Source organism: Leptolyngbya sp. KIOST-1, from assembly GCF_000763385.1.
In the GTDB taxonomy this organism is placed as follows: domain Bacteria; phylum Cyanobacteriota; class Cyanobacteriia; order Phormidesmidales; family Phormidesmidaceae; genus Nodosilinea.
Genome location: NZ_JQFA01000002.1, coordinates 1,115,095 through 1,139,366, shown reverse-complemented (window position 1 = coordinate 1,139,366; position 24,272 = coordinate 1,115,095). Strand labels below are relative to the sequence as shown.

The window sequence follows — 24,272 nt, the reverse complement described above, 5'->3', positions numbered from 1 at the left end:
TTTCGTAGGCTGGGTGGCGCGGAGCGTAACCAGCAGGGAACTTACCCCCGTCATTCCCTGTAAGCCATCGTCAGCAAAAACTGGTTTTCCATCGCGGCGGTTCCGTCCGTGGCCCGGTTGTAGCGGCTAAACACCGCCCGCAGGTCGTCGCGCAGGTGTTCCTGCGCCGCCGTGGCTGAGCCCTGGGAGGCGCGAATGGCAGGTCCAAAGTAGGTCAAAAACACCTCGGTGGCGTGGTCTACCGACCGGAAATACAGCACCGAGGTGCGCTGTTCGCTGGCGATGGCATGGCAGCCCTCCCCCAGCAGCGCCTCCAGGCCCTGCTCGGTACCCCAGCGCAGGGGCGAGCTGAGGCCGGGGGGCGGGGGCCGATACCGGGCCAGGGCGCTGAAAAAGTCAAAGCTCCAGCCCTGGGGCATGGGAGAGGCAAGGCCAATTTTGCCCCCGGGGCGACAGACCCGCAGCAGTTCTCGGGCGGCCTGCTCCTGGTCGGGGGCAAACTGTACCCCATACACCGACAGCACAAAGTCGAAGCTGGCCTCGGCAAAGGGCAGCGCCTGGGCATCGGCAAGGTCAAAGTCGATCTCAAACCCCTCGGCGGCGGCCCGCTGCCTAGCCCGCTCGATCAGGGCGGGCACGTAGTCAATGCCGGTCATCTCGCAGTAGCGGCGGGCGGCGACCAGGGCGGCGGTGCCGCTGCCGCAGGCCACATCCAGGCCGCGATCGCAGGGATGGGGGTCCACCGCCTCGCAGAGAGCGATCGCCATGGACGTATTCTGGCGGGCAATCTCGTGGAAGTTGCCCGTGGCCCAGGTCTCCTGCTGGTGAGCCGTAATTGTCTGGTAGTCAATCCCAGCGCTCATCGGTTTTCTCCTCGCTCAACGGCGCGACAGGCTGCCCCCAGCACGGCCCACATCGCTCCGCTGAGTCGATCCGCTGTCGGGAAGACCATAGCACCCCTGGCCCTGGCCTGTCTTGAAAGAAATTGAACTGGCGACCCTCTCGGCCCCTAGGCACCTTGCTGCTGCGGTACCTGCAACCCGCTCAGTTCCACGGCGGCGGATCACTAGCCGCATTCACCGCCTCACCGAACCACGACCTCCACCAGGGGTCGAAAGGTTTCCGTTAGCTTTGCCTGGGCCACGGCCAGGGTGGGGTAGGGGCGGCGGCTGTAGTCCTGGCCCACCGCCAGGGGAAAGGGGGCGGTATCGTCCAGGGGCACCCAGGTGGCCCCGGCGGCCTGCACAATCGCCCACACCGCCGCCACGTCCCAGATCTTGGGCGTCGCCTCCACGGCCCCCACCGCCCAGCCCGCCCCCACCAGCAGCAGGTTGTAGGCGGCGGAGCCCAGCATGCGAATTTTGCAGGGAAAGGGCTTTTCCAGCACCGCCGTGCTGCGGGCGCAGAGGCTGAAGAACTGGGTCTTGTCGGGGGCCGCCTGGCTGGTGTGGATAGGCCGACCGTTGCAGAAGGCACCACTGGGCATATCCAGCCCACTTGCCCCCGGCCAGTAGCCGTAGAAAGACTGCCCCAGGGGCGGCATCGCCACGTAGCCAAATACCGGCGTGCCCCGGTACAGCAACCCCAGGGAAATGCCCCACACCGGAATGCCTCGGGTGAAGTTGGTGGTGCCATCGATGGGGTCGATGATCCAGCACCAGTCGGCGGCGGGGAAGATGTGCTCCACCTCTTCGCTGAGCACGCCGTGGTCGGGGAAGGCCTCACGGATAGCGGCCCGCAGGGTGTCGTCAGACCAGCGATCGCACCTTGTCACCAAACTTCCATCCGCCTTCAGATCGGCCTGCACCTGGCCAAATTCCGCCATCAGCCGTTCGCCCACGGTGGCCGTGGTGGCCTCGGCAAAGGCCAGTACCTCGTTCCAAAAGCTCTGCATCTCAGTCCTCAAAGACGGTTTCAGGTCAGCCGTAAACCCGAAACCCGAAACCCAAAACCCAAAATCCCACTAAGCCGTCATCTTTACCGTACCAGACCCCTAATCCATATCGCTTTCCAACGCCGCCGTGATCGCCGCCCTGGCATTGGCCTGAAATTCCTGAATGTTGACTCGGCGCAGCAGCACCACCGCCACCACCATGCCCACTGCTTGTAGCATAAACACCAGCCCGTAGGCCATAAACGCCTGGGATGGGGGCACCTCGCCGCTGTGAAACAGGCCCAGCATGCCCCGGCCCAGATCGAGAACGCCGCCCCCCATCACCGTTGCGCCGCCCCGGGCGATCGCCTGGGCCAGCCCCCAGGCCCCAATAAACGTGCCCGCTGTCTCCGCCACGGTCAGGTCCAGCATCAGCACGATCGCCCCCAGGGTGAGCACCCCCGAGGCAATGCCAAAGCAAAACACCGCCCCCAGCAGCACGGGCGGTGCCCCGGTCAGCCCCGAGAGGGTGATGCCCAGCAGGCTGATCGCCGCCCAGCCGCAGCCGATGGTGACGGTGCGCTTTTTGCCGATGCGGGGCACCACCAGCATGCCGGTGACGATGATGCCCAGCAGCGTGCCCAGGCCAAAGGCGGCGTTGAGCTGGGTGGTTTCGGCAATGGTCATGCCAAACACCTCGCCGCCGTAGGGTTCGAGAATGGCATCCTGCATGAACAGGCTGAGGCTGAGCACCAGCAAAAAACCAAAGAACAGCCGGGTCTGGCGGCTGGCGGTGAGAATGCCCAGGGCCTGGGGCAGAGTGATGTTGTCTTCGCGGCCCGCCACCATGGAGCGCTGCGATCGCCGCGAGTACTTGCGCTCAATGCCCAGGGTGCTAAAGATCGACAGGGCAATTACCACCGCCGGGGCCACCACAAACAACCGGTTCACCGATCGCTGCACCTGCTCGATCGGCGCATCGAGGTCGATGGGCCGCAGCACAATCGAGACAATAATTACCCCGGTGATAATGCCCACCATCAGCATGGCCCAGCCGATGCCCACCAGGCGCGATCGCGAGTCTTCATCCGACACATCCACCAGCAGGGCCGTAAAGGGGGTCGAAGTGGCACTCAGGGCCAGGCCGTAGACCGCAAACAGCAGCGCCAGCAGCCCCACCCAGGGGTACACCGCTGGCCCCCAGCCAGAGGCCGCCATCGCCTCTCCCAGCCGCCACACCACCTGCACCGCCACAAAAGAGGTAATCGCCACAGTGGTGATGCCGATCCAGATGTAGCCGCTGCGGTGGTAGCCCAGCAGCGGCCTGGAGTCAGACATCTGGCCAAACCACACCCGCGCCGGGGCCATAAACTGGTGCACCGCAATCGTGCCCGCCGCGATCAGGGCTGGCACCTGGAGTTCCTCAATCATGATCCGATTGAGCACCCCCAGGGTGAGCAGCGACATAATCCCCAGGCCCATGTTAAACACCCCCAGGCGCAGCATGGTAGGAATGCCGAGACTGGGCTTAGCCGAGGCCTCCGCAGCCGAGGGTGAGATATCTGGGCTCGTCATAGGTCAATGGAAAATGCGTCAGAGGATAGTACTACCTTAGACCCAAACACCGCAGAAATTGCTGGAGTACAGGCCTTCCCAACCGATTGTTGCAGCCCTCGATCGCCAACGGATTGCCGCCGGGAGGTCGGCAGACGACCTGTTCGGTGGCCCAACACCGCATTAGACCAAACCTCGCCCTAGACTATCCCCCTCCCCCCCATTGGGATTGAAAAACAGTTCTCCCCCGTGGTTTTCTGAAAGGCCGGTAGGCATGTTTGGCGTTCTGCCCCTATGACCCAAGTGCCTGACTGTCGTTGTTATGTTGGCCCCTATTTCCAAAACCCATGAAAAATTCAATACTGCGGACAGCCCTCGCTATGGCCCTGCCCCTGCTAGTGCTGGCCTGCGACACGCCCCCGCAAACCACGGTGACTGAAGATACTGCCGCCCCCGAGGCCACCGCCGAAGGGGGCACCCTGGAGATGTTTGCCAATGCCGAAGAGCGGCCTCAGGCCGGATTTACCTCCGGCGACGGCTGGGAACTGAGCTTTGATCACCTCTACGTCAACTTTTCTGAGCTGCGGGCCTTCCAGACTGAGCCACCCTACGACTACACGTCGCTCAGCCCAATTGAAAACCCGGTGGCTGAGGTCAGCTTCGCCCCCCAGTCCGTCGACCTGGTGACGGGCAACGAAGACGACCCGACGGTGTTTCTAGACGCCCAGAGTGATGTCCCCGAGGGCCACTACAACGCCATTTCCTACTACATCACCCCGGCCACCGACGGTCCCGGTGAGGGCTACAGCATCGTTATCATCGGCACCGCCGAGCGCGATGGCGAAACCATTGATTTTGTGCTCAACCTCGAACAAGAGCTGAACTACTACTGCGGCGAGTTCATCGGCGACGAGCGCCGGGGCATCTTAACCGCCGGCGACGAGGCCTCCCTGGAAGCGACCCTGCACCTCGATCACCTGTTTGGCGAAGGGTCTAGACCTGCCGACGACCCCCTCAACCAGTCGGCCTTTGGCTTTGACCCCCTGGCGGCCCTCGCCACCGATGGCCGCGTTGAAGCCGATATGGCCCTGCTGCAATCGGAGTTATCGCCGGAGGACTTCGCGCGCCTGGAGTCGAGCCTGGTTGAACTGGGCCATGCAGGCGAAGGCCACTGTTTTGAGGCTAACTCAGGGCAGACTAGCTAGGACCGCCCGGCAGGCGGGGAGCTACCTTTTGGGGGTGTCAGGTGTCGGGTGTTGGGTGTCGGGCATCCGGAATGATGGGCTGACTGATGGCATCAAGCACCAGGTCAACGGCCCGCCAGGTAGCTTTAGTGTGTTTGGGAAAGGGGTTTCAGGCTGATCCTTGAGCCTGAAACCCTGCCCTTTTGACGGGCAAAAAATAACCCAGGCTGGGCCTGGGCTGTCGAGTGTAAGACCTTGCTTTGGAGCATGCCAGCGCCAGCTGAGGAAGAGCGGGCTGGGCGCTGGAGGCAGGGCTCCTGGGGATTGACCCTAACCGAAACGGCCCGAGACGTAGTCGCGGGTGAACTGTTCGCGGGGGGAGTTGAAGATGGTTTCGGTGCGATCAAACTCGACCAGGTAGCCCACCTTGCCGCCTTTGGGTGTGGGTTCAGCATTGTAGAAGGCGGTGCGGTCAGACACCCGCGAGGCCTGCTGCATGTTGTGGGTCACAATGATAATTGTGTAGTCTTCCTTCAGCTGCTTCATGGTTTCCTCGATCTTGATGGTCGAGATCGGGTCGAGGGCCGAGCAGGGTTCGTCCATCAGAACCACGTCGGGCTGAACGGCGATCGCCCGGGCAATGCAGAGGCGCTGCTGCTGCCCCCCTGACAGCGAGAGGCCACTCTGCTTGAGCTTATCTTTGACCTCATCCCACAGGGCCGCCTTGCGGAGGGAGGTCTCTACCAGCTCGTCCATATCGCCCCTGAAGCCATTGATGCGGGCACCCCAGGCAATATTTTCGTAGATTGACTTGGGGAAGGGGTTGGGCTTTTGAAACACCATGCCAATCTTGCGGCGCAGCTCTACAGCATCCACCCGGTCGGAGTAGATATCCTCCCCGTGGAAGCTGATTTTGCCTTCGACCCGGCAGGAGGGAATCAGATCGTTCATGCGGTTGAAGCAGCGCAGAACCGTGCTCTTGCCACAGCCAGAGGGGCCAATAAAAGCCACAATTTCGTTGCGGGGAATTTCTAGATAAACGTCGCGAACAGCTAGATTGGACCCGTAGTAGACCTGAAGGCTTTCCGCCTTGAGGGCTATGTCAGTGGAAGGGGGAGCATAGGTGTTGGACATCTTGGCACCAGGGTCGCGCTAAAGTCTGAACAAGAACTCACTCCATACTATTGCAGCCTGCGGCGAGTTTAGGGTTAAGGCGAGACTAAGGGGCAGGGGGAACTTTAGCTCTAGTCCTTAACGGCAACAGGCATCCCATCATTCCTGATACCTGCCCCCCAATACCTGACACCTGCACCCCCCAAAAACGGTACTTCCCCATCTGCCAGCCCGGACTAGAACCCCAAAAAGTCACCCACAGCTGCTTTAAATCACCGGACTGGTCTTTTGGCGATAGGGAAACGGCTGCTTGAGATCACGGGCTGTGGCCCGGCTCGGCTCTTAGGATAGGCTCATAGCCCAGGTTCTGGGATGACCCTGACCCAGGTGGCACAGCAATTGGTTCGGGCTGGTCTGGGCGATTTATTCTAGAGAGGTAGGGTGTTTTGCTGAATTTAATATTGCCACTCAATCCAGTGCCAAAACTCCCTTTATACCGTCCCTTGAGCCGTTTGCTTAGGCCTTTTTCCCTCAGCACGGTGCTGACTGCGGTATTTGTCCTGCAAATTAGCTGTGCGATCGGGCTGCTGGGCTTTTTGAGCTTTTATTTGGGCAACTGGGCCGTGGCGCTGCTGAGCGTGGTGGCGATCGGCAGTTCCGTGGTGGTAGGCCTGGCGGTAGTCAACCGGGTGCTTCAGCCCATTGCCCAGCTGCGCCAGGCCATTCAGGCGACGGCCCAGGGCAACTGGCAAACCCCCCTGCCGGTCGAAAGCCTTGACGAACTGGGTCAGCTGGCGCGAGCTTTCAACACGATGGCGACTAAGCTCCAGGAGTCTTTCGCCGAGCTGGAACACCTCAACCAGGAAATGCAGCGCAGTGAGCGGCGCTGGCGGCAGTTTTTAGATGGCATTCCCCTGGGTATTGCGGTGTACGATCGCGAGGGCAGCATGGTCTTTGCCAGTCAGCAGGCCCGGGTGTTGCTCTGCCTTGAGGACATGCCCTCGGTGCCGTCGCTGAGCCTCGAGGACACCTGTATTGCCTACCGGGCCAGTACGGGGCGGCGCTACCCCACGGAGGATCTGCCCATTACCCAGGCGCTACAGGGGCAGCCTGGCTGGGCCGACGATCTGGAGTTGCGCCCCGGCAATCACCCAATTCCGATCGAAATGGCCACCACCCCCATTTTTGATCAGGCGGGGCGGGTGGAGTACGCGATCGCGGCCTTTCAAGACATCACCACCCGCAAACAGGCCCAAACCCTGCTGGCCGACTACAGCCAGACCCTGGAGCGCCAGGTGGCCGATCGCACGGCTGCCCTGCGCCAGGCCGAGGCCACCCAGCGAATCATTCTAGAGGCTATTCCTGACCTGCTGGTGCGCTTTTCGGGCGATGGCATCTGTCTGGACGTGATGAATGCCGGAGCGGTGGATCTGCTCGCGGAGCCCCGGGAGCAGATCGGCAAAGCCATGACCGAGGTGCTGCCTGCCGCTATGGCTGCCGAACGCATGCACTACATACGCCTGGCGCTCCAGACGGGCCAGCCCCAGATCTACGAGTACAGTTTTCAGACCGCCCAGGGCTGGCGCTACGAAGAGGCCCGCATTGTCAGCAGTGGCCCGAACCAGGTGCTGGCGATCGTGCGCGACATCACCGAGCGCAAGCAGGCCGAAACCGAAATTGCCCGCCAGCGACAGTTTTTACAAAACGTCATTGACAGCATTCCCAGCATCATAGTGGTCAAGGACCGCGACGACCGGGTGCAGATGGCCAACCGGGCCAGTGCCGCCCTGCACGGCATCACGCCCAGCGATATGGTGGGCAAGTTTGACACCGACTTCAATCCCAACATTTCTGGGTTCGAGGCCAGCCAGCAGCGCCGTATTCATCAGCAGGTGATCGCCACCCAGATGCCCTACCAGGGGGAGCAAGAAATTATCGATCGCTCCGGCACCCGTCGCTGGTACCAGGTGGCGATTAGCCCCTTTCAGGACGCCAGTGGCACCGTCAACGGCGTGATCACCAACTGCATCGACATCACCGATCGCAAGGGCATGGAAACCGCGCTCAAGAGCGCCAACGAAAAGCTAGAGCGTCTGGCCACCCTCGACGGCCTGACCCAGATTCCCAACCGCCGCCGCTTTGACGAATACCTGGAGCAGGAGTGGCAGCGGCTGGTGCGCGAACAGCAGCCCCTGTCGCTGATTATGTTCGATGTGGACTACTTCAAGCCCTACAACGACTGCCTGGGCCACCAGGAAGGGGATGAAGCCCTGATTGCCATTGCCGCCGCCGCCACCCGCGCCGTTAAACGCGCCGCCGACCTGCTGGCCCGCTACGGCGGTGAAGAGTTTGCGGTGGTGCTGCCCAACACCCGCCGCACGGGCGCGGAAATGGTGGCCAGGGCCCTGCAGCAGGAAATTGCTAATCTGAAGCTGGCCCACCCCCAGTCACCCATCAGTGACTACCTCACCATCAGTATTGGCATCGCCAGCGTAGTGCCCACCGTCGACCAGTCGCCCGAAGACCTGATTGCCGCTGCCGATGCCGCCCTATACCAGGCTAAGCGCAGGGGGCGCGATCGCTACTGGATTCGCCTGATTTAATTCCGGCCAGGAACGATGCCAGGGGTAGCTCGAAAGTAAGGAGATGGTACTCCCTAGGCCGCCTGCTGCAATCGGTCCAACTCGGCCAGCACCTCCCGGCTGTGGATCACCGGCTGCACCCCCAAAAAGCGCGCCTGCATGGTGCCATCGGGGCCAATGATGTAGGTGTGCCGCAGGGACATCGCCCCCAGCCACGACCCGTAGGCTTTGCTCACCGCCCCCCTGGGGTCCGACAGCAGCGGAAACTCTAGCCCCTCAGCGTCACAAAACTCGGCGTGGGACTCAACACTGTCGGCGCTGATGCCAATAATTTGAGCGTTACGGGCCTGGTACTCAGCTATATCGCGCTCAAACCGCTGGGCCTCGATGGTGCAGCCGGAGGTAAAGTCACGAGGGTAAAAGTAGAGCACCACCCACTGGCCACGAAGGTCCGCCAGAGCAATTTCTCCATCGCCGCTGTTGGTTGGCAGCGTGAAGTCCGGGGCCGGTTCACCCAGGGGAACCTGTGCCCCGCCCAGAGCCAGGGCCGGTAGGGGCACAATTAGCCAGCTCAGGCACACCAGGCAAAACCCCAGGGCGGCTTGCAAAAGTTGGCGGCGGGTCATGGCAGGTTCTTCCTTGGGGATGATTCTGAAAACTCTTTACCAAAGTTTACAATATAGGGTGTACCCTTCGCTGTCGTCGGAGCCCTTCCCATGTCCCCCATCGCCAATCTGCAAACCGTTACCCTTGGCCCGGATGGTCTGGTTGTACCGGCGCTGGGCGTAGGCACCTGGGCCTGGGGCGACTCGCTCTTTTGGGACTACGGCAAGGCCTACAGCGACAGTGATTTACATGCTGCCTTTGCCGCTGCGCTGGATGCTGGCCTGACGCTGTTTGACACCGCCGAGATTTATGGCTTTGGCCAGTCAGAAAAATTAATTGGCCGCTTCATGCAGCAGCGCCCCCAGCAGGTGACCCAGAACGCTGTGGTAGCTACCAAATACTTCCCGCTGCCGTGGCGGTTTTCCAAGCAATCCGTGGCCGATGCCCTGTCCGCCAGCCTCGATCGCCTTCAGGTGGCCTCGGTGGCGCTCTACCAGGTGCACTGGCCCCTCGACTTTTTGCTCAGCCAGAAGGATCTGATGCTGGCCCTGGGGGCGGAGGTTAAGCGGGGCCGGATTGGGGCTGTGGGGGTGAGCAACTACTCGGCCCAGCAAATGCGCGACGCCCATCGTTCCCTGGCCGAACAGGGGGTGCCCCTGGCGGCCAACCAGGTACAGTACTCGCTGCTCAACCGCAAGCCCGAGACCAATGGCATCATCGCCACAGCGCGGGAGTTGGGGGTCACCATTCTGGCCTACAGCCCCCTGGCCCAGGGGTTGCTGACCGGAAAATACACCCCAGAGTCCAATCTCAAGCCCGCCGGAGCGCGCTGGCTTGACCCCCGCTTTAGCCAAGGCGGACTGACCAAGCTGATGCCGGTGATCCAGGCGCTTCAGGAGATTGGCGAGCGGCGGGAGCGCACCCCGGCCCAGGTAGCCCTCAACTGGTTGGTGTGCCAAGGCAATGTGCTGCCCATTCCCGGTGCCAAAAATGCCCGCCAGGCCGCCCAGAATGCCGGGGCTTTGGGTTGGGAACTCAGCTCCGACGAAAAAGCTCGGCTCTCCCAACTTACCCAGGCTTACTGTTAGATAACCTGGGCAAGAATCTGTCTTTGGATATGTAGCTCCGACAGCAGTTTGGAGTGGGAAACAACTGCGATCGCGCTAATAAAGGGTGTGTTGTGCCAACAGGCCAGTGCATCCCTTAGGCTGGCCTTGGTTCACCCTGCAAAGTGATGACGTTCCAATTTTGAAGACCAATTAAAACTGTTACTAGCAGATCAAAACAAGGAGCCCCTAGGGGAGCTTTATGCCAGACGAATAAATAAAGCAAAAGCACCTATGTCGGCGGATAGATTGGGTTAATCGACTACATTACCAATCCTTTTTTCCGGCGTGGGCCGGGCAATCTGGGCATTGGCTGGCTGCTGTTGGCCAGTCTGCGTCGGGTGCTGCTGGTTTTTTTTGCTAGGTACTTTTGTGGCCATTCAAGTAGGCTTTTGGATTGGCCTGTCGCCCCGCGCCATGACCGCCATAAACCCGCTGGTGCAGCTCTTTCGTCCGGTGTCTCCGGTGGCCTGGTTGCCCATTGCCCTGGCCACTTTTAACCTGGCCAATCCATCGGCTATTTTTGTTATTTTATCACCTCCCTGTGGCCGACGGTGATCAATACGGCTTTGGAAGTGGCCAGTGTGCCAAAGACTATTTAGACGTGGCGCGGGTGTTAGAAATGCCCCGCTGGCGGCAGATAGTGAAAATTATTTGGCCCGCTAGTTTGCCCTACATTCCATCAGGTGTAGGTTGGGTGAAATGGAGTGGAACCCAACGCTAGGGCTGGTTGTGTTGGGTTCTGCTAGCGCTGATGCTGTTGGCAAAATCAACAATCTGCAAAGTACGCTTGAAAAAGTTGCCCCGAAAAGCCCCACCGCCCTCCCTGTGGCCGACGGTGATCAATACGGCTTTGGAAGTGGCCAGTGTGCCAAAGACTATTTAGACGTGGCGCGGGTGTTAGAAATGCCCCGCTGGCGGCAGATAGTGAAAATTATTTGGCCCGCTAGTTTGCCCTACATTCCATCAGGTGTAGGTTGGGTGAAATGGAGTGGAACCCAACGCTAGGGCTGGTTGTGTTGGGTTCTGCTAGCGCTGATGCTGTTGGCAAAATCAACAATCTGCAAAGTACGCTTGAAAAAGTTGCCCCGAAAAGCCCCCCCAGCCCCCAATCCTGGGGGGGCGGAAGGTCAAAGTCCCCCAAAGTTGGGGGATTCAGGGGGCCAACGCCGAGCAATTCCGTAAAGAAACAATTCGCCAACAGCGTCTGCTATTGCGCCGCCCAACCTGTGCAGGGGAAACTGATAATTGCATGCGCCAAGTAGAAATTCCTATTGACAAGTGGGATGGGTCAGCGATCGCATGACACACCAAAATCCTATCGGATAGTACGGAGCAGCCAGGCTTGCCAGCCCCCGCCAGACAGGATGCTTCGAACTACCAAAACCCTGAGTGCTAGGAATAGGGATCAAGGAAATAGGGGCTTTTAAGGTCGCTAAACCCTTTTGCATCGGTTCAGAAGGAGGGGCTGTCGTCGAGGTCAGTGTTCTAAAATCCTTCTCAAGGATGATGCTTGGCCGTTAAGATAAATCTTTTAATAGTAAATAAGTACAGGTCTTATTGAGGGCTAAATCCAGAGCAATGTATTTCCTTTTGTCAGTGGATTTAGGGTCAATTGAAGAGCTTAATTATTTCAACGATTTGGAATCCAGAAATGGTTATATAACGTAATCTTCCGCTTGACGCTTTTTGTTTTCCGGATTTAAAATTGAGAGAATCGAACAAGTCAGCCTAATCTAACCACGCAGCCTCTAATCGCTTTACAAGCCTTTACGCTGCTAGAGCGGGGGAACCGTTAAAGGGGCGTATTTCCGAGTTCTTAAACCCTATAGAGGGTAATCGGAAAAGGGCATCTCTCAGCCCTAGCCCGTCAGCTAACCTCGTCGGCATTGAGGGAGACTGAATCTCACCATTTACGCCCATGCGTTGGTTGTTTCAGTGTCCTAAGTCGTGTTGCCACGGCTTGTTCGCTGTTTATAACTAGGCTCCAGGAGGGTCTCATGCAGCTCAAATCTCGCGCCCCTGCCCCGGTAAGGCAGCGTCATTCGATCGCCCCTCAGGGCTCCCCCGAGGCCGCGATCAAGCCTATGGTTGTGCGGTTAGAGGCGGCTCTGGGTCGCCGCGATCTGGCTAAGGACATTGTGCTGCTGCTGCGGCCAAAACCGCCGGTTAAAGACCCCAACAGCATAGACGAGCAAACGATCAACTTTGTGGTGGGATACAGTGGTTCGGCCCACAGTCAGGCCGCCCTCGACCTGGCCCTGTGCGCGGCTCACCAAACCCGTTTGGCCAGGCCCAACCCGGTGCAGGTGCATGTGGTTTACGTGGTCGATAAAACGCGCCCCAAAACCATCGCCAATGCCGATCGCATTCTCTGGCAGGCCCGCTGCCTGGCCAGCGAGTGGCGCGGCTCGCTCAACGCCCACCTGCGGGTGGGCCAGGTGGCGACCGAGCTCAGCCAGGTGGCCAAAGAGATTGGGGCTGAGGTGCTGCTGGTGGGTTGCCACACAGCCAAGCACCCCCTGGTAAAGCAGCTCGATCCTCAAACCCCCTGCTCGGTGCTGGGGCTGCCCAAGTAAGAGAATTGGCATCTTTTTTGGAGTGAGCCCAGTGAACTATCACACCATCCTGGTGGCCCTCGATCGCACGGCGGCCTCCGACCGCGTCTTTGACTACGCCCTGGGACTGGCTGAGGCCTCCCAGGGACAGCTGCGCCTGGTCCACAGCCTGCCGGTCAAACCCTACGAAAACCTGGGGAAGATGATCGATGCTGGGGTGGGCCTGCGCAGCTCCAGCCAGGTGCAGCACGACGAAGACGCCGCCCAACTCCAACAGTTACAGGAGGCCCGCACCTGGCTGGAGCGGTTGCGCAACGAGGCGTTAAGACACAACATTCCGACCGATTTTGTCTGCGAAGTAGCTGACCCAGGCGCTCTAATCTGCCAGCTTGCCACAGCCTGGGGAGCCGACGTGGTCGTGGTGGGCCACAGCGGCAAGCGGGGCTTAAAAAAGCTCATTCTAGGTAGCGTGAGTGACCACGTGGCCAACCATGCCCCCTGCCCTACCGTTGTGGTGCCCAACGACAGCAGTCTGGAGGTTGAGGTGTTGCAGCCAAAGCTTCAGGGGTCTGTTTAGCGGACGTGGTAAGTGGGGATAGCGGAGGTGTGGGGGTCGCGATGATCTACATCTGCGGATAGATTGAGCGCAATTGAAATCCGGTGCTATAAAAATTGGAGAACAATTAGAACAGCCTAATCCAGGGCGTCGGGGGTCGCGATCGCGGCCCCCGTTGCTCTAGAACGGGGGAACCAACTCACGGGGCCAATCCTGACGGGTCAAAGGCGTCACCCTTTGACCACCACCCAGGAAGGACAGCTCTCAGTCCTAGCCCGTCAGCTAACCTCGTCGGCGTTGAGAGGAAACTGCAATTCAGCCTTCCTTAAGGAAGCACAGAATTGATCAGTGTCCTTGGTTGGTACACAGCGATACGGTTTCGTATCGACCTGGAACTCTGGAGCATACGCCATGGAAACGTCCTAGCGCCAAATTTCGGTGGCTCTCGGTGGCACCTATCGAGATTGAGTGGCACTGGGCCAAGGCGATCGCCTTGGCCCAGTGCCGTAACGGCCACGGTTCACAAACCTTCCTTCTAATTGCCCATCCTTTATCTATTCCTAAGGACGCTCTCTATGGACTCAATTTTAGGGATGCCCCTGCCCGTAGAAGACCCAATTTTGATCTTCGGCCTCTGTATGGTGGTGATTCTGGCCACGCCGCTGATCTTTGAGCGCTTCAAGCTGCCCGGGCTAATTGGCCCGATTGTGGCCGGGGTGGTGCTGGGCAGCAGCGTGCTGAACGTGCTGGAGCGGGGCCAGGCGATCGAGCTGTTGGGCAATGTGGGCCTGCTCTACATCATGTTTTTGTCGGGGCTGGAGATCAACATGAACCAGTTCCGCAGAAACCGCGATCGCAGCTTTGCGTTTGGCGTCATCACCTTCACCATTCCGCAGCTGGCGGGCACGCTGATCTTCCACTACCTGCTGGGTTTCGACTGGATCGCGGCGATTCTAATTGCCAGCATGTTTGCCTCCCACACCCTGGTGCCCTACCCGATCATCAGCCGCCTGGGCATCATGAAAAACGACGCGGTGGTGACCACCGTGGGCGGCACCATTCTCACCGACACCGTGGCCCTGCTGGTGCTGGTGGTGGTGGCCCGCGCCTTTGAGGGGGAGCTGACCACCATGTTTTGGGTCTCCCTGGCCCTGGCCATGGTGATCTACGTGGCGGCGGTGATCTACCTACTGCCGCCCTTGGCCCGCTGGTTCTTTCGCAACGTGGAGGACGGCGGCAAGAGCGAGTTTGTGTTTGTACTGGCGGTGGTCTTTATCGGCGCGTTTCTGGCCCGGGCCGTGGGGACGGAGGCGATTTTGGGTGCCTTTCTGGTGGGGCTGACCCTGAACCGGCTGATTCCCGAGCGCAGCCGCCTGATGACCCGGATTCAGTTCTTTGGCGACGCCTTTATCATTCCCTTCTTTCTAATTTTCATTGGCCTGCTGGTGGATGTGTCGGTGCTGTTCAGCAGCCTCACCGCCTGGGTGGTGATGATCTCGATGCTGGCCACCAACGTGATCACCAAGTTCATCGCCGCTGGTGTCACCCGGCGGATCTACAACTACACCGCCGCCGAGGGCTGGGTGATGTTTGGCCTCTCCACCTGCGAGGCCGCCGCCACCCTGGCCGCCACCCTGGTGGGCTACGAGCTGGGCATCATTGGCGACGATGTGCTCAACGGCGTGGTGCTGATGATTTTTGCCACCTGCATTCTCGGCCCCTCGGTGGTGGATCGCTTTGGTCGCCAGGTGGCCCGTGAGCAGGACGAGCAGCAGTACGAACCGCGCCAGGCCCCCCAGCGGGTGCTGGTGCCCCTGGCCAACCCCGCCACCAGCGAAGCCCTGATCAATGTGGCGGCCCTGCTGCGGGATGGTAAGTCGGAGGAGGCCATCTATCCCCTGTCGGTGATTGCTGAGGAAACCGAGGCCGAGGACACCGACAACAGTGTGGTGGCCGCCGAGCGGCTGCTGGCCCACGCCGTGGTGCACGGGGTGGAGTTGGATCTGCCCGTCAACCCTGTGACGCGGGTGGCCCGTAACCCCGCCTCCGGCATTGTGGAAGCGGCCACCGAGCGCCGCATTAGTGACATTGTGATTGGCTGGAACGGCACCCGCTCGGCCCGGCAGCGCATCTTTGGTTCCGTCATTGACCAGATGCTGGAGCAGGCCCCGCAGCAGGTGTGGGTGTGCAAGTTTGACCACGGGGTGAGCACCTTCCAGCGGCTGGTGGTGCTGCTGCCCGCCATGATCGACCACAACCCCGGCTTCTACGAGGCGGTGCGATCGCTCAAACACCTGGCCGCCCAGCTTGGGGCCGACCTGCAGGGGTATGTGGTGGGCGACACCGCCGAGGCCTATCGCCAGCACTTTGCCGCGGTGCCCATCGAAACCAGCAGCGGGTTCACCGAGGTGCCCGACTGGACCGGGGCGATCGCCCACCTGAAGGGAGCCCCCAGCGACAAGGACCTGGTGGTGCTGGTCAGCGCCCGCGAGGGCACCGTGGCCTACGATCGCACCCTGGAGCGGCTGCCCCAGCGCCTGGCCGACCTGCGGCTCAGCTTTATGGTGCTCTACCCCTCCGAGCGCGGGGCCCACTACTTTGGCGCGGCCCAGCCCCTGGCCCTGGAGACCCTGCTCAGCCCCGAGCGGGTGCTGCTCGACCTCACCACCACCACCTACGAGGAGACCGTGGATACCCTGCTCAGCCAGGTGATCGATCGCGACGACCCGCGGCATAGCAGCTTGCTCAAGGCCCTGGCCTTCGACGATGTGGGCTACGCCAGCGAGGTGCTGCCGGGGGTGATCATCTCCCACGCCCGCGTGCCCAAACTCAAGGGCCCACGCCTGTGTCTGGGGGTGCATCGGCGGGGGATTCAACGCGATCGCAGCGATCGGCCCGTCCACGTGGTAGTGCTGCTGCTGACCTCGGCCCAGGGCACCACCCAGGATCACCTGGCCCAGCTGGCCGACGTGGCCCAGTACTTTAGCCGGGGCGACCTGCTGGAGAAACTGATGGCCTTTACCACGGTGGATCAGCTCCAGGGCTGGCTTGAGCAGCAGGCTCTGGTCAGAACTTGAGGTCACAGCGCCCGTTGCAGCTACCCGCTATAGCACCAGGGGGTTGCCCCGGTTTGTAAACGTCACCGACTCAAGTTGCCAGTCGGGCTGGTTGAGGAGTGTCTCGCGCAGACTGCCCAGCAGCGCCTTCTGCTCACATATGGAAAGCGAATTCAGCACCCGGCGCGAGTTGCGGGCCACCCGCAGGTCGATGGTGACGGTTTTGGTCGAGGGATCAAAATGGGTGCGGTAGCCCGCAAGGGCCAGTTCTGGAATGGTCTGCTCCGCCATAATCCAGGCGACGGTGGTCTCCATGCTCTGGGGGCGGGGCACCAGAACGGGCTCTGGCTGGTAGTATTCGCAGCGATTGTCGAGGGTGTAGAGGTCCACGGCCACGGGGTCGGCGGGGACCACCAGTCGTCTGGCCCTGGCCTGCACCAGGCGGCTGGCGCTGAGCAGCGCCTCCGCCGGGCCAGGGGCCACAGATTGAAATGGGGTGGCGATCGCATTGTCTGCCGCTGCCCCAGCGCGACTCCCCAACAACCCCAGCAGCGCCAGACCCATGGCCCCAACCAGGCCAAACCGTAGTCCTGTAGCCCGCCACCAGGTATGGTGGGGACGGTACTGAACGGGGTTGAGACAACGGGTCATGGTAAGCGCTTCCTGGAATCGACGACACGTGCTGTCACTGGCCGATTTTACGGCGGCGGAGCTAGAGACGGTGATGGAGACGGCAGTGAGCTTCTGGCAGGTGCTGTCGCGCCGTACCCGTAAGGTACCCGCGCTCCAGGGGCTGGTGGTCACCAACATGTTCTTTGAGCCCTCCACCCGCACCCGCAGCAGCTTTGAACTGGCCGCCAAGCGGCTGTCGGCAGATGTGCTCAATTTTGCCCCCGGCACCTCATCGCTGACCAAAGGTGAGACCATTCTAGACACCGCCAAGACCTACCTGGCCATGGGCACCAACCTGATGGTAATTCGCCACCAGGAGTCGGGGGTACCGGGGGCGATCGCCGCCGAGATGGACCGCCTCCGCACGGGAGTCGGTGTGCTCAACGGCGGCGATGGGCTACATGCCCACCCCTCCCAGGCCCTGCTCGATCTATTCACGCTGGGGCTAACTCTAAATCCGGATCAACCCACCGCTGGACTGCTGGCAGGCAAAAAAATTGCCCTGGTGGGCGACATTCTCCACTCCCGCGTGGCCCGCTCCAACCTGTGGTGCCTCACCGCCTGCGGGGCCGAGGTGCACCTGGCCGCTCCCCCCACCCTGCTGCCCCCCGGCTTTGCCGACGCCTTCACGACCCAGTCGCCCATCGACATTCCCCGCGCCATCGTCCAGCACAGCACCCTGGCCCCCGCCTTGGAGGGAGCCGACTTTGTCATGACCCTGCGCCTGCAAAAGGAGCGCATGACCCAGCACCTGCTGCCCAGCCTGCGCGAGTACCACCAGGGCTTTGGCATCACCCGCGATCGCCTGCGTCCCTGCCAGCCCACGGTCAAAGTGCTGCACCCCGGCCCCGTCAACCGCGGCGTCGAGATCAGCTCCGACGTCATGGACGACCCAGATTTGAGCCTGATCGGCGACCAGGTCACCAGCGGCGTCGCCGTGCGGATGGCGCTGTTGTATTTGATTGGGGTGGGGGTGAAGGGGTGAAGGGGTGGAGGGGTGGAGGGGTGGAGGGCACTCTCCCACTCATCCACTCTCCCACCCATCCACTCTCCTCCTCACCCCCGCACCGCAAACCCCGGCTCCTCGGTTTCGCGGGCAAAATAGCGGCCCATTATGCCGTAGCCGATCAGGCCGGCCCATTCGCGCAGCACCAGAAACCGACGGTTGCGGTCATCTATGCCGTTGGGTACGGGGCTGGGGTGGGGCGTGACTTCAAACCCCAGGCTGCGGAAGGTGAGCAGCGATCGCGCCATATGGGGTGGGTCGGTGACCAAAATCAGTCGCCTGACGCCCGGTTGCAGTAGTGCAGCGGTAAACAGAGCGTTTTCATTGGTGGTGGCCGAGCAGGGTTCGCCGTCAATCGCCGCCGCCGGTACCCCGGCGGCCTCCAGCATTTGGCCAATTTCGATCGCATCGCCGCGCCCGCTGGCAAAAATCAGGGGCGCTCGCTGCTGCTGCCAGAGCTCAGCGGCCACCTGCACCCGGCCGGGGCGAAATTCGCCGCCACGACCCAAAATGACGATCGCATCGGCGGGTTGGCCGCTGTCGCGGGGAATCAGCCGCGCCAAACTCTCACCTCCCAAGGCAACTCCCAGGGGAGAGAGACCCAGACCATACAACAACAGCAGCAATATCCCCGCCAGGCTAATTCGGCGTTTCCACCGCCGAGGGCGCACAACCCACGGGGCAGCAATCATCACCGCCAGCACAGGCAGCACGATACTCGGTTGCATGAGCAGATTGAGCAGTCGCCAGAGCGATCGCGTCAGGTCGCCCGCCGATGTAATTTGGCAGGCCGATAGATCAACCACGGTATACCTCCGACTCGACTGAGACCTTAACAGCAGGGCCACCCTATAATGCAAGGCATTGGCGGCAGGGGATGTCGGCTGCAACACGGGCCAAGCTCCAGCCTTCCCCAGCCTGGGTGATAGGGGTGGGTACCCGCAGGCGTAACCGACCACTACGGTAGACGACGTTTTGTTAAGTCGGTGCCGCCTCAGTCGTTTTTCATGGCTTCTTTATGCAGCTTGCTACTTCTAGATCCTCTGTAGAAAGCACCGCCGACAGCCTGCGGATCACGTTTGCCCCCCTCTCGGTGGAGGCGGTCTACGCCCTGGCCGATGACTCCGCCAATGGGGCCGTGGTGGTGATGAGCGGCATGGTGCGCAACAACAGCGAGGGCAAGGCGGTGGTGGCGCTGGAGTATCAGGCCTACGAACCGATGGCCCTGGAGGTGTTTCGGCAGATTGCCGCCCAGATTCGCGTCACCTGGGCCGAGGCCACCCGCGTGGTGATCCACCACCGCACCGGCAAGCTGGCGGTGGGGGAGATCAGCGTGCTGGTGGCGGTGGGCTGCCCCCACCGGGCGGAGGCGTTTGCGGCCTGTCAGTATGCGATCGACACCCTCAAACACAACGCCCCGATTTGGAAGAAGGAACACTGGGCGGATGGCTCGACCAGTTGGGTAAGCATTGGCGCTTGTGAGCAGGAATAATGTGCTGTCTATCTCTAGAAGTGGCCTTACACCTAGGTATCTCGATCGAGCAGGGTTTGGATATCTTGGGCACCGTAGAGCACCCTAACAATTTCAATGCTATCGGCTTGACGGCGGTAGAAAATCAGATATCGCTTGAAGCCTTTAATATGCCACTTTCGCAAGTTTTTCAGCCGTTCTTTGGTACTGGGGTAAGCACTTCCTATGCTAGGTGTACGGGCTAGAGCCGCAAAGGTTTGGCGAGCGGCGTCAAAGAACTCTAGGGCTTTGCCATAGTCTCTCTCCGCCAGATACCCAAAATGCTCTCTCAGATCCAGGCGGGCTGGCTCTGAGACAATTATCCTAAGCATCGCGCTGGCTCTGATGGCTTTCAATCAGGTCGAGCCGCTCTTGCTCCCACCAGTTGTCGGTGGCTTCGATGCCTTCGCCTCGATCTAGGCTGTCTAGTCCTTCGATCAGGAGGCTATCCAGGGACTCTTTGGCCTGTCGCCGTCGCTGGTCTAGCTGCACCAGGGCCAGGAAGTAGTCATCGGCGGAGGCGTAGCCGCTTTGGGCGACTTGCTCGTCCACAAAGGCTTTGAGGTTGTCGGGCAGAGAGATGGTGATGTGACTCACGGCAGAGGTTCCTCAAGGGGCTAAGGGCTGTCTATGTCAGGGCTTGTGAGAGCGAGCGACAGGAGGCTGCATTCATTTTAGGCCCTTCGCTAGATTTGCCAGGGTAAGAGGCTATAACAGAGGCAGCAAAAAAGCGGGTGAGAGAATATGGCGCGCGACGAAGCCTACCAGGAAGCAGAACGGCAGATTGAGGCAGCCCGTCAAGAGGGAGCGATAGAACTTGATCTTAGCGGACTGGGATTAACGGCATTACCGGAGGCGATCGCGGCTCTCACCCAATTGCAATACCTTGATCTCTCTAGAAATCAATTAATAGAACTACCAGACTCTCTTGTCACACTTGAAAAGCTCCATAGCCTTTATATTTCACGCAATGAATTAGACAAGCTACCAGAAGTTCTCTTTGATTTACCAAGCTTGAAAACTATTTTTGCCTTTGAAAATAATTTAACAGCCTTGCCTTCAAAAATAGCTAATCTTAGCCAGCTAAGCACTCTCGGATTGAACCATAATAAATTGACCGATCTTCCCGAATCTTTTTCCCAGTTAAAAAAACTGGAGCATTTAGCAATTGGCAATAACGAGTTTTGCTTATTGCCAGACTCATTAACGAAAATGAATAACATTAAGCGCCTTTATATCCAAGGCAATAGCACTAAAGATATATCTCTTGGGCTAAGTAATCTAACAAGTTTAGAGACACTTAATATCAGCGATTTGGGTCTTATGCAAATTCCTGATGCAATAGCTCGAATATCTTCCTTGGAATTTCTTTTCGTAGACAATAACCACGTAAAAGATCTGCCACTCTACTTTCATGAATTTGAGAATCTAAAAGATATATCTCTCGACAATAATCCTCTCAATCCTGATGTTGCGGCAGCAGCAAATCAAGGTTCAGCTGCTATTCAGCAATATCTAAGAGCAAGATCAAATGGAGAGACACTGCTGAATGAAGCGAAACTGATTTTAGTAGGTGAGGGTGAGGTTGGTAAGAGTTGCTTGTTGGGAGCATTGCGGGGAGATGAATGGGTTGATGGTCGTCCCACAACCCATGGTATTGAGATCAAGTCTGTAGTTGTCACGGCTCCCGATAATGCAACAGGAATTACCCTCAACGGTTGGGACTTTGGAGGGCAGCGGGTCTATCGTCCTACCCATCAGCTATTTTTTAGCTCATCAGCAGTCTATCTAGTGGTATGGAAGCCACGGGAAGGGCCACAGCAAGGGTTTGTCAAAGAGTGGATTACGCTGATCAAACATCGAGAGTCAGATGCCAAAGTGCTGGTAGTAGCTACCCACGGTGGCCCCGGCCAGCGCCAGCCCGATATTGATCGGCAAGAATTGATCGACCTGTTTGGCAGCGATACTGTTGTCGGCTTCTTTCATGTCAATAGCAAACCCCATCCTGAAACTCAGGTTTGCACTGGCATTGCCGAACTGCGAGAGGCGATTGCCAATGTTGCTGCCACTTTACCCGGCATGGGTCGCCTTGTGCCCACTAAATGGCAGCAGATTCGCGAACTGCTCGAAGCATCTGGCAAAACCCACATGCCCTATGCAGACGTGCTTGCTCTTTGCGAAGAGCACGGGCTAGAGGGCTTTGCTGCCGAGCTGTTTGTGCGTGTATCCCATACCCTCGGCTATTTCATCCACTACGACTACGACGAAATTCTAAAAGACATCGTCATCCTCCAGCCCGACTGGTTGGCCAAAGCCATCAGCTATGTTCTCGATGATGAAACCACCCGCCAGCGTTATGGGCTAGTTGAGTTTGACCATCTCAGTCACCTGTGGATCCATCCCCCCTTTGTTGGCGAAACCGGCTATCCCAAAGAACTCCACCCCATTTTTCTGCGGCTGATGGAGCGCTTTGATCTTTCCTACAAAGTCGTCCTCGACCCTGCGAATCCAGAAGCTAACACCACCAGCCTGATTGCCCAACTCGTGCCCGACCAGCGCCCAGAGCAGCTACCCAACTGGGGCGAACAGCCGGAAGGAGGAGACAGACAGCAGGTGCAAATTTGCCGCATTATGGACGATCGCGGCTGGTTGACTGACAAAAGTTGGCTGAAAGCTGTTGAACAGCTCGTGACGCGGTAGTTTCAGGGATCTGAGGAGAGAGAGGGGAGCCAGCGTTCTAAGCTTAGTTTGAAGTAGTCAACCACTCCTTCCTCAAGCCGAATTGTGATTTGTTTCTTCAGCTTTTTCGTGTAAGGATTTTCAACTGATGCCGAAAAATCGTACTCATCCCTCATGGCATAAAACTCCAGTACTGTCGTTCTTCTCTGCTGGTAGCCCTTCGGGCCGAAATAACCCGAATCACCTCATCGTTTCGTCTATAGACATGGCATACCAACAGCAGTCGAGAGGCTTCACTCATTCCCAAGATTAGGTACCGATCTTCATCGAATGAGTTGTCAGGGTCGAAGATCACGCGAGCGCTTTCGTCGTAAAAAACCGTGACAGCTTCATCAAAGCTAATCCCATGCTTCGCAACGTTGGCCCTGGTTGACTGACAAAAGTTGGCTGAAAGCTGTTGAACAGCTCGTGACGCGGTAGTTTCAGGGATCTGAGGAGAGAGAGGGGAGCCAGCGTTCTAAGCTTAGATACCACTCAAAACCATGAACGCTGTGAAAAAAACTCCCCCCTCTACAATGCCTTGAACGCCTGGCTAGGTCAATCGGTGCCCTGGGCGCATCGGGGCCATCTGACGACCTGCCTATGGATGGTGGTGGCCTTGCTCCAGCGTGGAGAGGTCAACCTGACGCGCTGGCTGCCCTACGTGCCGTGTCGAGGGGTGCAGGCGCAAAGTAAACAACGACGACTCAGCCGCTGGCTGCACAATAGCCGTCTGAACGTCCATCGTCTGTACAAGCCCTTGATTCAGGGGGCCTTAGCCCACTGGGATGAGGACTGTTTGTACCTGAGTTTGGACACCTCGCTGTTTTGGGATGAGTATTGCTTGATCCGCCTGGCGGTGGTGCATCGAGGTCGGGCGTTGCCCGTGGTCTGGCGGGTGCTCCGGCACCGCAGCGCGTCCGTTGCCTTCGATGAGTACCAGGAGATGCTTCAACAGGCCGCCCATCGCTTGCCGTCGGGGGTGAAGGTGGTCGTGTTGGCCGACCGGGGCTTCATTCACACCGAGGCCATGAGCGCGATGACGACTGAACTCGGCTGGCACTACCGTGTCCGCATCAAGCGCAATACCTGGATTTGGCGGGCCGGTCACGGGTGGAGCCAATTGAAGGACGTTCATCTTCAGCGGGGGGAGGCGCTCTGTTGGCATACTGTTAAGCTCCACAAAGGGGAGTGGTATGGCCCGGTGCACCTCGCCTTTGGCTATAACAGCGTCAATGGTGAGTTCTGGGCCATCGTCAGCGATGAACCCACCAACCTGCACACCTTCGAGGAATACGGCTTGCGCTTCGACATTGAGGAAGCGTTTCTCGATGACCAATCCAACGGTTGGAATCTCCAGAAATCAGAGATTCGCGACCTCTGCGCCCTCTCTCGGCTTTGGTTCCTCTTGGCTGTCGCTACCCTCTATGTCACCGCCCAAGGCCTCGAAGTAGTCGCCGCTGGCAAACGTCGCTGGGTTGACCCCCATTGGTTTCGCGGCAATAGCTACTTCCGCATTGGGTGGGATTGGCTGAAAGCCGCATTAGAGAATGGGTGGCCACTCATCCGTCATGTCTGTTTTACCCATAACCGTGATCCTGAACCCGCTATGGCCTCCCGAAAACAGCACGAGCAACGCACCTATCGAATCGAGTTCAAAATACACACGTACTGCTATGCCGCCGATTAGTTTTGTCAGTCAACCAGCGATCGCGGTCAGAGCGCCAACGCCGAAGGCTTGTTCTATCAGCTCATCGTGCGCCTGCATAAATACTCCCTGGGCCGCAACAACTACAACGACAGCATCCACTGGCAGCGGGGCCTCATGCTCGACAACGACTACAACGGTCGCGCCCTGCTAGAGCACATCGGCAACGATGTCAAATTCTCGATGACCAATCCAACGGTTGGAATCTCCAGAAATCAGAGATTCGCGACCTCTGCGCCCTCTCTCGGCTTTGGTTCCTCTTGGCTGTCGCTACCCTCTATGTCACCGCCCAAGGCCTCGAAGTAGTCGCCGCTGGCAAACGTCGCTGGGTTGACCCCCATTGGTTTCGCGGCAATAGCTACTTCCGCATTGGGTGGGATTGGCTGAAAGCCGCATTAGAGAATGGGTGGCCACTCATCCGTCATGTCTGTTTTACCCATAACCGTGATCCTGAACCCGCTATGGCCTCC

At 59.3% G+C, this 24,272-nt stretch carries 23 protein-coding genes and 2 riboswitches; of the genes, 13 read left to right on the top strand and 10 right to left on the bottom strand.

The window, feature by feature from the left end:
- Positions 1-50 precede the first annotated feature (50 nt).
- From NF78_RS05065 to NF78_RS05055, 3 genes are all read right to left on the bottom strand, one after another.
- On the bottom strand, positions 51-863 hold the full coding sequence (locus tag NF78_RS05065) for a class I SAM-dependent methyltransferase (RefSeq protein WP_035985149.1): 813 nt from the start codon (positions 861-863) through the stop codon (positions 51-53).
- A gap of 221 nt (positions 864-1,084) precedes the next feature.
- Positions 1,085-1,894: an inositol monophosphatase family protein gene (locus tag NF78_RS05060; protein ID WP_035985148.1), complete on the bottom strand. Its 810-nt coding sequence runs from the start codon at positions 1,892-1,894 to the stop codon at positions 1,085-1,087.
- A 99-nt stretch (positions 1,895-1,993) separates the two neighbouring features.
- Positions 1,994-3,448: a BCD family MFS transporter gene (locus NF78_RS05055; protein ID WP_035985147.1), complete on the bottom strand. Its 1,455-nt coding sequence runs from the start codon at positions 3,446-3,448 to the stop codon at positions 1,994-1,996.
- Positions 3,449-3,774: 326 nt separating this feature from the next.
- Between NF78_RS05055 and NF78_RS05050 the strand changes: the two genes are divergently transcribed.
- Positions 3,775-4,632: a hypothetical protein gene (locus NF78_RS05050; RefSeq protein WP_035985146.1), complete on the top strand. Its 858-nt coding sequence runs from the start codon at positions 3,775-3,777 to the stop codon at positions 4,630-4,632.
- Positions 4,633-4,941: 309 nt separating this feature from the next.
- Here the strand turns inward: NF78_RS05050 and pstB are convergent, their stop codons facing one another.
- Positions 4,942-5,745, bottom strand: a complete 804-nt coding sequence (pstB, locus tag NF78_RS05045) for a phosphate ABC transporter ATP-binding protein PstB (RefSeq protein ID WP_035985145.1) — start codon at positions 5,743-5,745, stop codon at positions 4,942-4,944.
- A gap of 518 nt (positions 5,746-6,263) precedes the next feature.
- Here pstB and NF78_RS28025 point away from each other — a divergent pair.
- A complete protein-coding gene (locus NF78_RS28025; protein ID WP_052049819.1) occupies positions 6,264-8,327 on the top strand; it encodes a diguanylate cyclase domain-containing protein in 2,064 nt (687 codons plus the stop codon).
- Positions 8,328-8,380: 53 nt separating this feature from the next.
- Here NF78_RS28025 and NF78_RS05035 read toward each other — a convergent pair whose 3' ends face one another.
- Positions 8,381-8,932: a peroxiredoxin gene (locus NF78_RS05035; protein ID WP_035985144.1), complete on the bottom strand. Its 552-nt coding sequence runs from the start codon at positions 8,930-8,932 to the stop codon at positions 8,381-8,383.
- A 90-nt stretch (positions 8,933-9,022) separates the two neighbouring features.
- Between NF78_RS05035 and NF78_RS05030 the strand changes: the two genes are divergently transcribed.
- The 6 genes from NF78_RS05030 to NF78_RS05010 all read left to right on the top strand — a co-directional run bounded on the left by NF78_RS05030 (position 9,023) and on the right by NF78_RS05010 (position 16,209).
- Entirely contained in the window at positions 9,023-10,000 is a 978-nt protein-coding gene (locus tag NF78_RS05030) for an aldo/keto reductase (RefSeq protein WP_081972512.1), read from the top strand.
- 390 nt (positions 10,001-10,390) lie between these two features.
- On the top strand, positions 10,391-10,576 hold the full coding sequence (locus NF78_RS32855) for a hypothetical protein (RefSeq protein ID WP_263970549.1): 186 nt from the start codon (positions 10,391-10,393) through the stop codon (positions 10,574-10,576).
- A gap of 144 nt (positions 10,577-10,720) precedes the next feature.
- Positions 10,721-11,026, top strand: coding sequence for a hypothetical protein (locus NF78_RS32850; protein WP_263970548.1), 306 nt, complete (start codon positions 10,721-10,723; stop codon positions 11,024-11,026).
- Between the two features lie 747 nt (positions 11,027-11,773).
- A riboswitch (cyclic di-AMP (ydaO/yuaA leader) is annotated at positions 11,774-11,921 on the top strand.
- A gap of 97 nt (positions 11,922-12,018) precedes the next feature.
- Positions 12,019-12,597 carry a universal stress protein gene (locus tag NF78_RS05020; protein WP_225885230.1) on the top strand — a complete coding sequence of 193 codons (579 nt, stop codon included), beginning with the start codon at positions 12,019-12,021 and terminating at the stop codon, positions 12,595-12,597.
- A gap of 31 nt (positions 12,598-12,628) precedes the next feature.
- The gene (locus NF78_RS05015) at positions 12,629-13,153 is read left to right on the top strand and encodes a universal stress protein (protein ID WP_035985143.1); all 525 of its coding nucleotides are present in this window, start codon (positions 12,629-12,631) and stop codon (positions 13,151-13,153) included.
- A gap of 103 nt (positions 13,154-13,256) precedes the next feature.
- Positions 13,257-13,441, top strand: a riboswitch (cyclic di-AMP (ydaO/yuaA leader).
- A 266-nt stretch (positions 13,442-13,707) separates the two neighbouring features.
- Entirely contained in the window at positions 13,708-16,209 is a 2,502-nt protein-coding gene (locus NF78_RS05010; protein WP_035985142.1) for a cation:proton antiporter, read from the top strand.
- Positions 16,210-16,236: 27 nt separating this feature from the next.
- Here the strand turns inward: NF78_RS05010 and NF78_RS05005 are convergent, their stop codons facing one another.
- Positions 16,237-16,839: a hypothetical protein gene (locus NF78_RS05005; protein ID WP_156119652.1), complete on the bottom strand. Its 603-nt coding sequence runs from the start codon at positions 16,837-16,839 to the stop codon at positions 16,237-16,239.
- Between NF78_RS05005 and NF78_RS05000 the strand changes: the two genes are divergently transcribed.
- On the top strand, positions 16,838-17,845 hold the full coding sequence (locus NF78_RS05000) for an aspartate carbamoyltransferase catalytic subunit (RefSeq protein WP_035985141.1): 1,008 nt from the start codon (positions 16,838-16,840) through the stop codon (positions 17,843-17,845). The two genes, NF78_RS05005 and NF78_RS05000, sit on opposite strands and share 2 nt — an antisense overlap.
- 71 nt (positions 17,846-17,916) lie before the next feature.
- Here NF78_RS05000 and NF78_RS04995 read toward each other — a convergent pair whose 3' ends face one another.
- Positions 17,917-18,672, bottom strand: a complete 756-nt coding sequence (locus tag NF78_RS04995) for a YdcF family protein (RefSeq protein ID WP_035985140.1) — start codon at positions 18,670-18,672, stop codon at positions 17,917-17,919.
- Between the two features lie 212 nt (positions 18,673-18,884).
- Between NF78_RS04995 and NF78_RS04990 the strand changes: the two genes are divergently transcribed.
- On the top strand, positions 18,885-19,358 hold the full coding sequence (locus NF78_RS04990; protein WP_035985139.1) for a molybdenum cofactor biosynthesis protein MoaE: 474 nt from the start codon (positions 18,885-18,887) through the stop codon (positions 19,356-19,358).
- A gap of 32 nt (positions 19,359-19,390) precedes the next feature.
- On the opposite strand, the gene NF78_RS04985 is transcribed toward NF78_RS04990, so the two are convergent.
- Both NF78_RS04985 and NF78_RS04980 read right to left on the bottom strand, forming a co-directional pair.
- Positions 19,391-19,708, bottom strand: a complete 318-nt coding sequence (locus tag NF78_RS04985) for a type II toxin-antitoxin system RelE/ParE family toxin (protein ID WP_035985138.1) — start codon at positions 19,706-19,708, stop codon at positions 19,391-19,393.
- The gene (locus NF78_RS04980) at positions 19,701-19,973 is read right to left on the bottom strand and encodes a type II toxin-antitoxin system ParD family antitoxin (protein ID WP_035985137.1); all 273 of its coding nucleotides are present in this window, start codon (positions 19,971-19,973) and stop codon (positions 19,701-19,703) included. The genes NF78_RS04985 and NF78_RS04980 overlap by 8 nt, the downstream gene beginning before the upstream one ends.
- A gap of 147 nt (positions 19,974-20,120) precedes the next feature.
- Between NF78_RS04980 and NF78_RS29065 the strand changes: the two genes are divergently transcribed.
- Positions 20,121-22,076 (top strand): COR domain-containing protein, encoded by a 1,956-nt coding sequence (locus NF78_RS29065; protein ID WP_072015976.1) that lies wholly within the window; start codon positions 20,121-20,123, stop codon positions 22,074-22,076.
- Positions 22,077-22,227: 151 nt separating this feature from the next.
- Here the strand turns inward: NF78_RS29065 and NF78_RS29060 are convergent, their stop codons facing one another.
- Positions 22,228-22,545 carry a BrnT family toxin gene (locus NF78_RS29060; RefSeq protein ID WP_072015963.1) on the bottom strand — a complete coding sequence of 106 codons (318 nt, stop codon included), beginning with the start codon at positions 22,543-22,545 and terminating at the stop codon, positions 22,228-22,230.
- Between the two features lie 90 nt (positions 22,546-22,635).
- On the opposite strand from NF78_RS29060, the gene NF78_RS32240 reads away from it, so the two are divergent.
- Complete coding sequence (locus NF78_RS32240) at positions 22,636-23,784, top strand: transposase (RefSeq protein ID WP_225885223.1); 1,149 nt, start codon at positions 22,636-22,638, stop codon at positions 23,782-23,784.
- 48 nt (positions 23,785-23,832) lie between these two features.
- Positions 23,833-24,108, top strand: coding sequence for a hypothetical protein (locus tag NF78_RS30865; RefSeq protein ID WP_156119651.1), 276 nt, complete (start codon positions 23,833-23,835; stop codon positions 24,106-24,108).
- The last annotated feature ends 164 nt before the right edge of the window (positions 24,109-24,272 follow it).

Bases quoted from the DNA above. Each gene is read 5' to 3' on its own strand.
- NF78_RS05060 (WP_035985148.1), bottom strand. From the start codon at position 1,894: ATGCAGAGCTTTTGGAACGAGGTACTGGCCTTTGCCGAGGCCACCACG.
- NF78_RS05055 (WP_035985147.1), bottom strand. From the start codon at position 3,448: ATGACGAGCCCAGATATCTCACCCTCGGCTGCGGAGGCCTCGGCTAAG.
- NF78_RS05065 (WP_035985149.1), bottom strand. From the start codon at position 863: ATGAGCGCTGGGATTGACTACCAGACAATTACGGCTCACCAGCAGGAG.
- NF78_RS32850 (WP_263970548.1), top strand. From the start codon at position 10,721: ATGGAGTGGAACCCAACGCTAGGGCTGGTTGTGTTGGGTTCTGCTAGC.
- NF78_RS05020 (WP_225885230.1), top strand. From the start codon at position 12,019: ATGCAGCTCAAATCTCGCGCCCCTGCCCCGGTAAGGCAGCGTCATTCG.
- pstB (WP_035985145.1), bottom strand. From the start codon at position 5,745: ATGTCCAACACCTATGCTCCCCCTTCCACTGACATAGCCCTCAAGGCG.
- NF78_RS04985 (WP_035985138.1), bottom strand. From the start codon at position 19,708: ATGCTTAGGATAATTGTCTCAGAGCCAGCCCGCCTGGATCTGAGAGAG.
- NF78_RS05030 (WP_081972512.1), top strand. From the start codon at position 9,023: ATGTCCCCCATCGCCAATCTGCAAACCGTTACCCTTGGCCCGGATGGT.
- NF78_RS05050 (WP_035985146.1), top strand. From the start codon at position 3,775: ATGAAAAATTCAATACTGCGGACAGCCCTCGCTATGGCCCTGCCCCTG.
- NF78_RS04990 (WP_035985139.1), top strand. From the start codon at position 18,885: ATGCAGCTTGCTACTTCTAGATCCTCTGTAGAAAGCACCGCCGACAGC.
- NF78_RS05035 (WP_035985144.1), bottom strand. From the start codon at position 8,932: ATGACCCGCCGCCAACTTTTGCAAGCCGCCCTGGGGTTTTGCCTGGTG.
- NF78_RS05000 (WP_035985141.1), top strand. From the start codon at position 16,838: ATGGTAAGCGCTTCCTGGAATCGACGACACGTGCTGTCACTGGCCGAT.
- NF78_RS29065 (WP_072015976.1), top strand. From the start codon at position 20,121: ATGGCGCGCGACGAAGCCTACCAGGAAGCAGAACGGCAGATTGAGGCA.
- NF78_RS05010 (WP_035985142.1), top strand. From the start codon at position 13,708: ATGGACTCAATTTTAGGGATGCCCCTGCCCGTAGAAGACCCAATTTTG.
- NF78_RS05005 (WP_156119652.1), bottom strand. From the start codon at position 16,839: ATGACCCGTTGTCTCAACCCCGTTCAGTACCGTCCCCACCATACCTGG.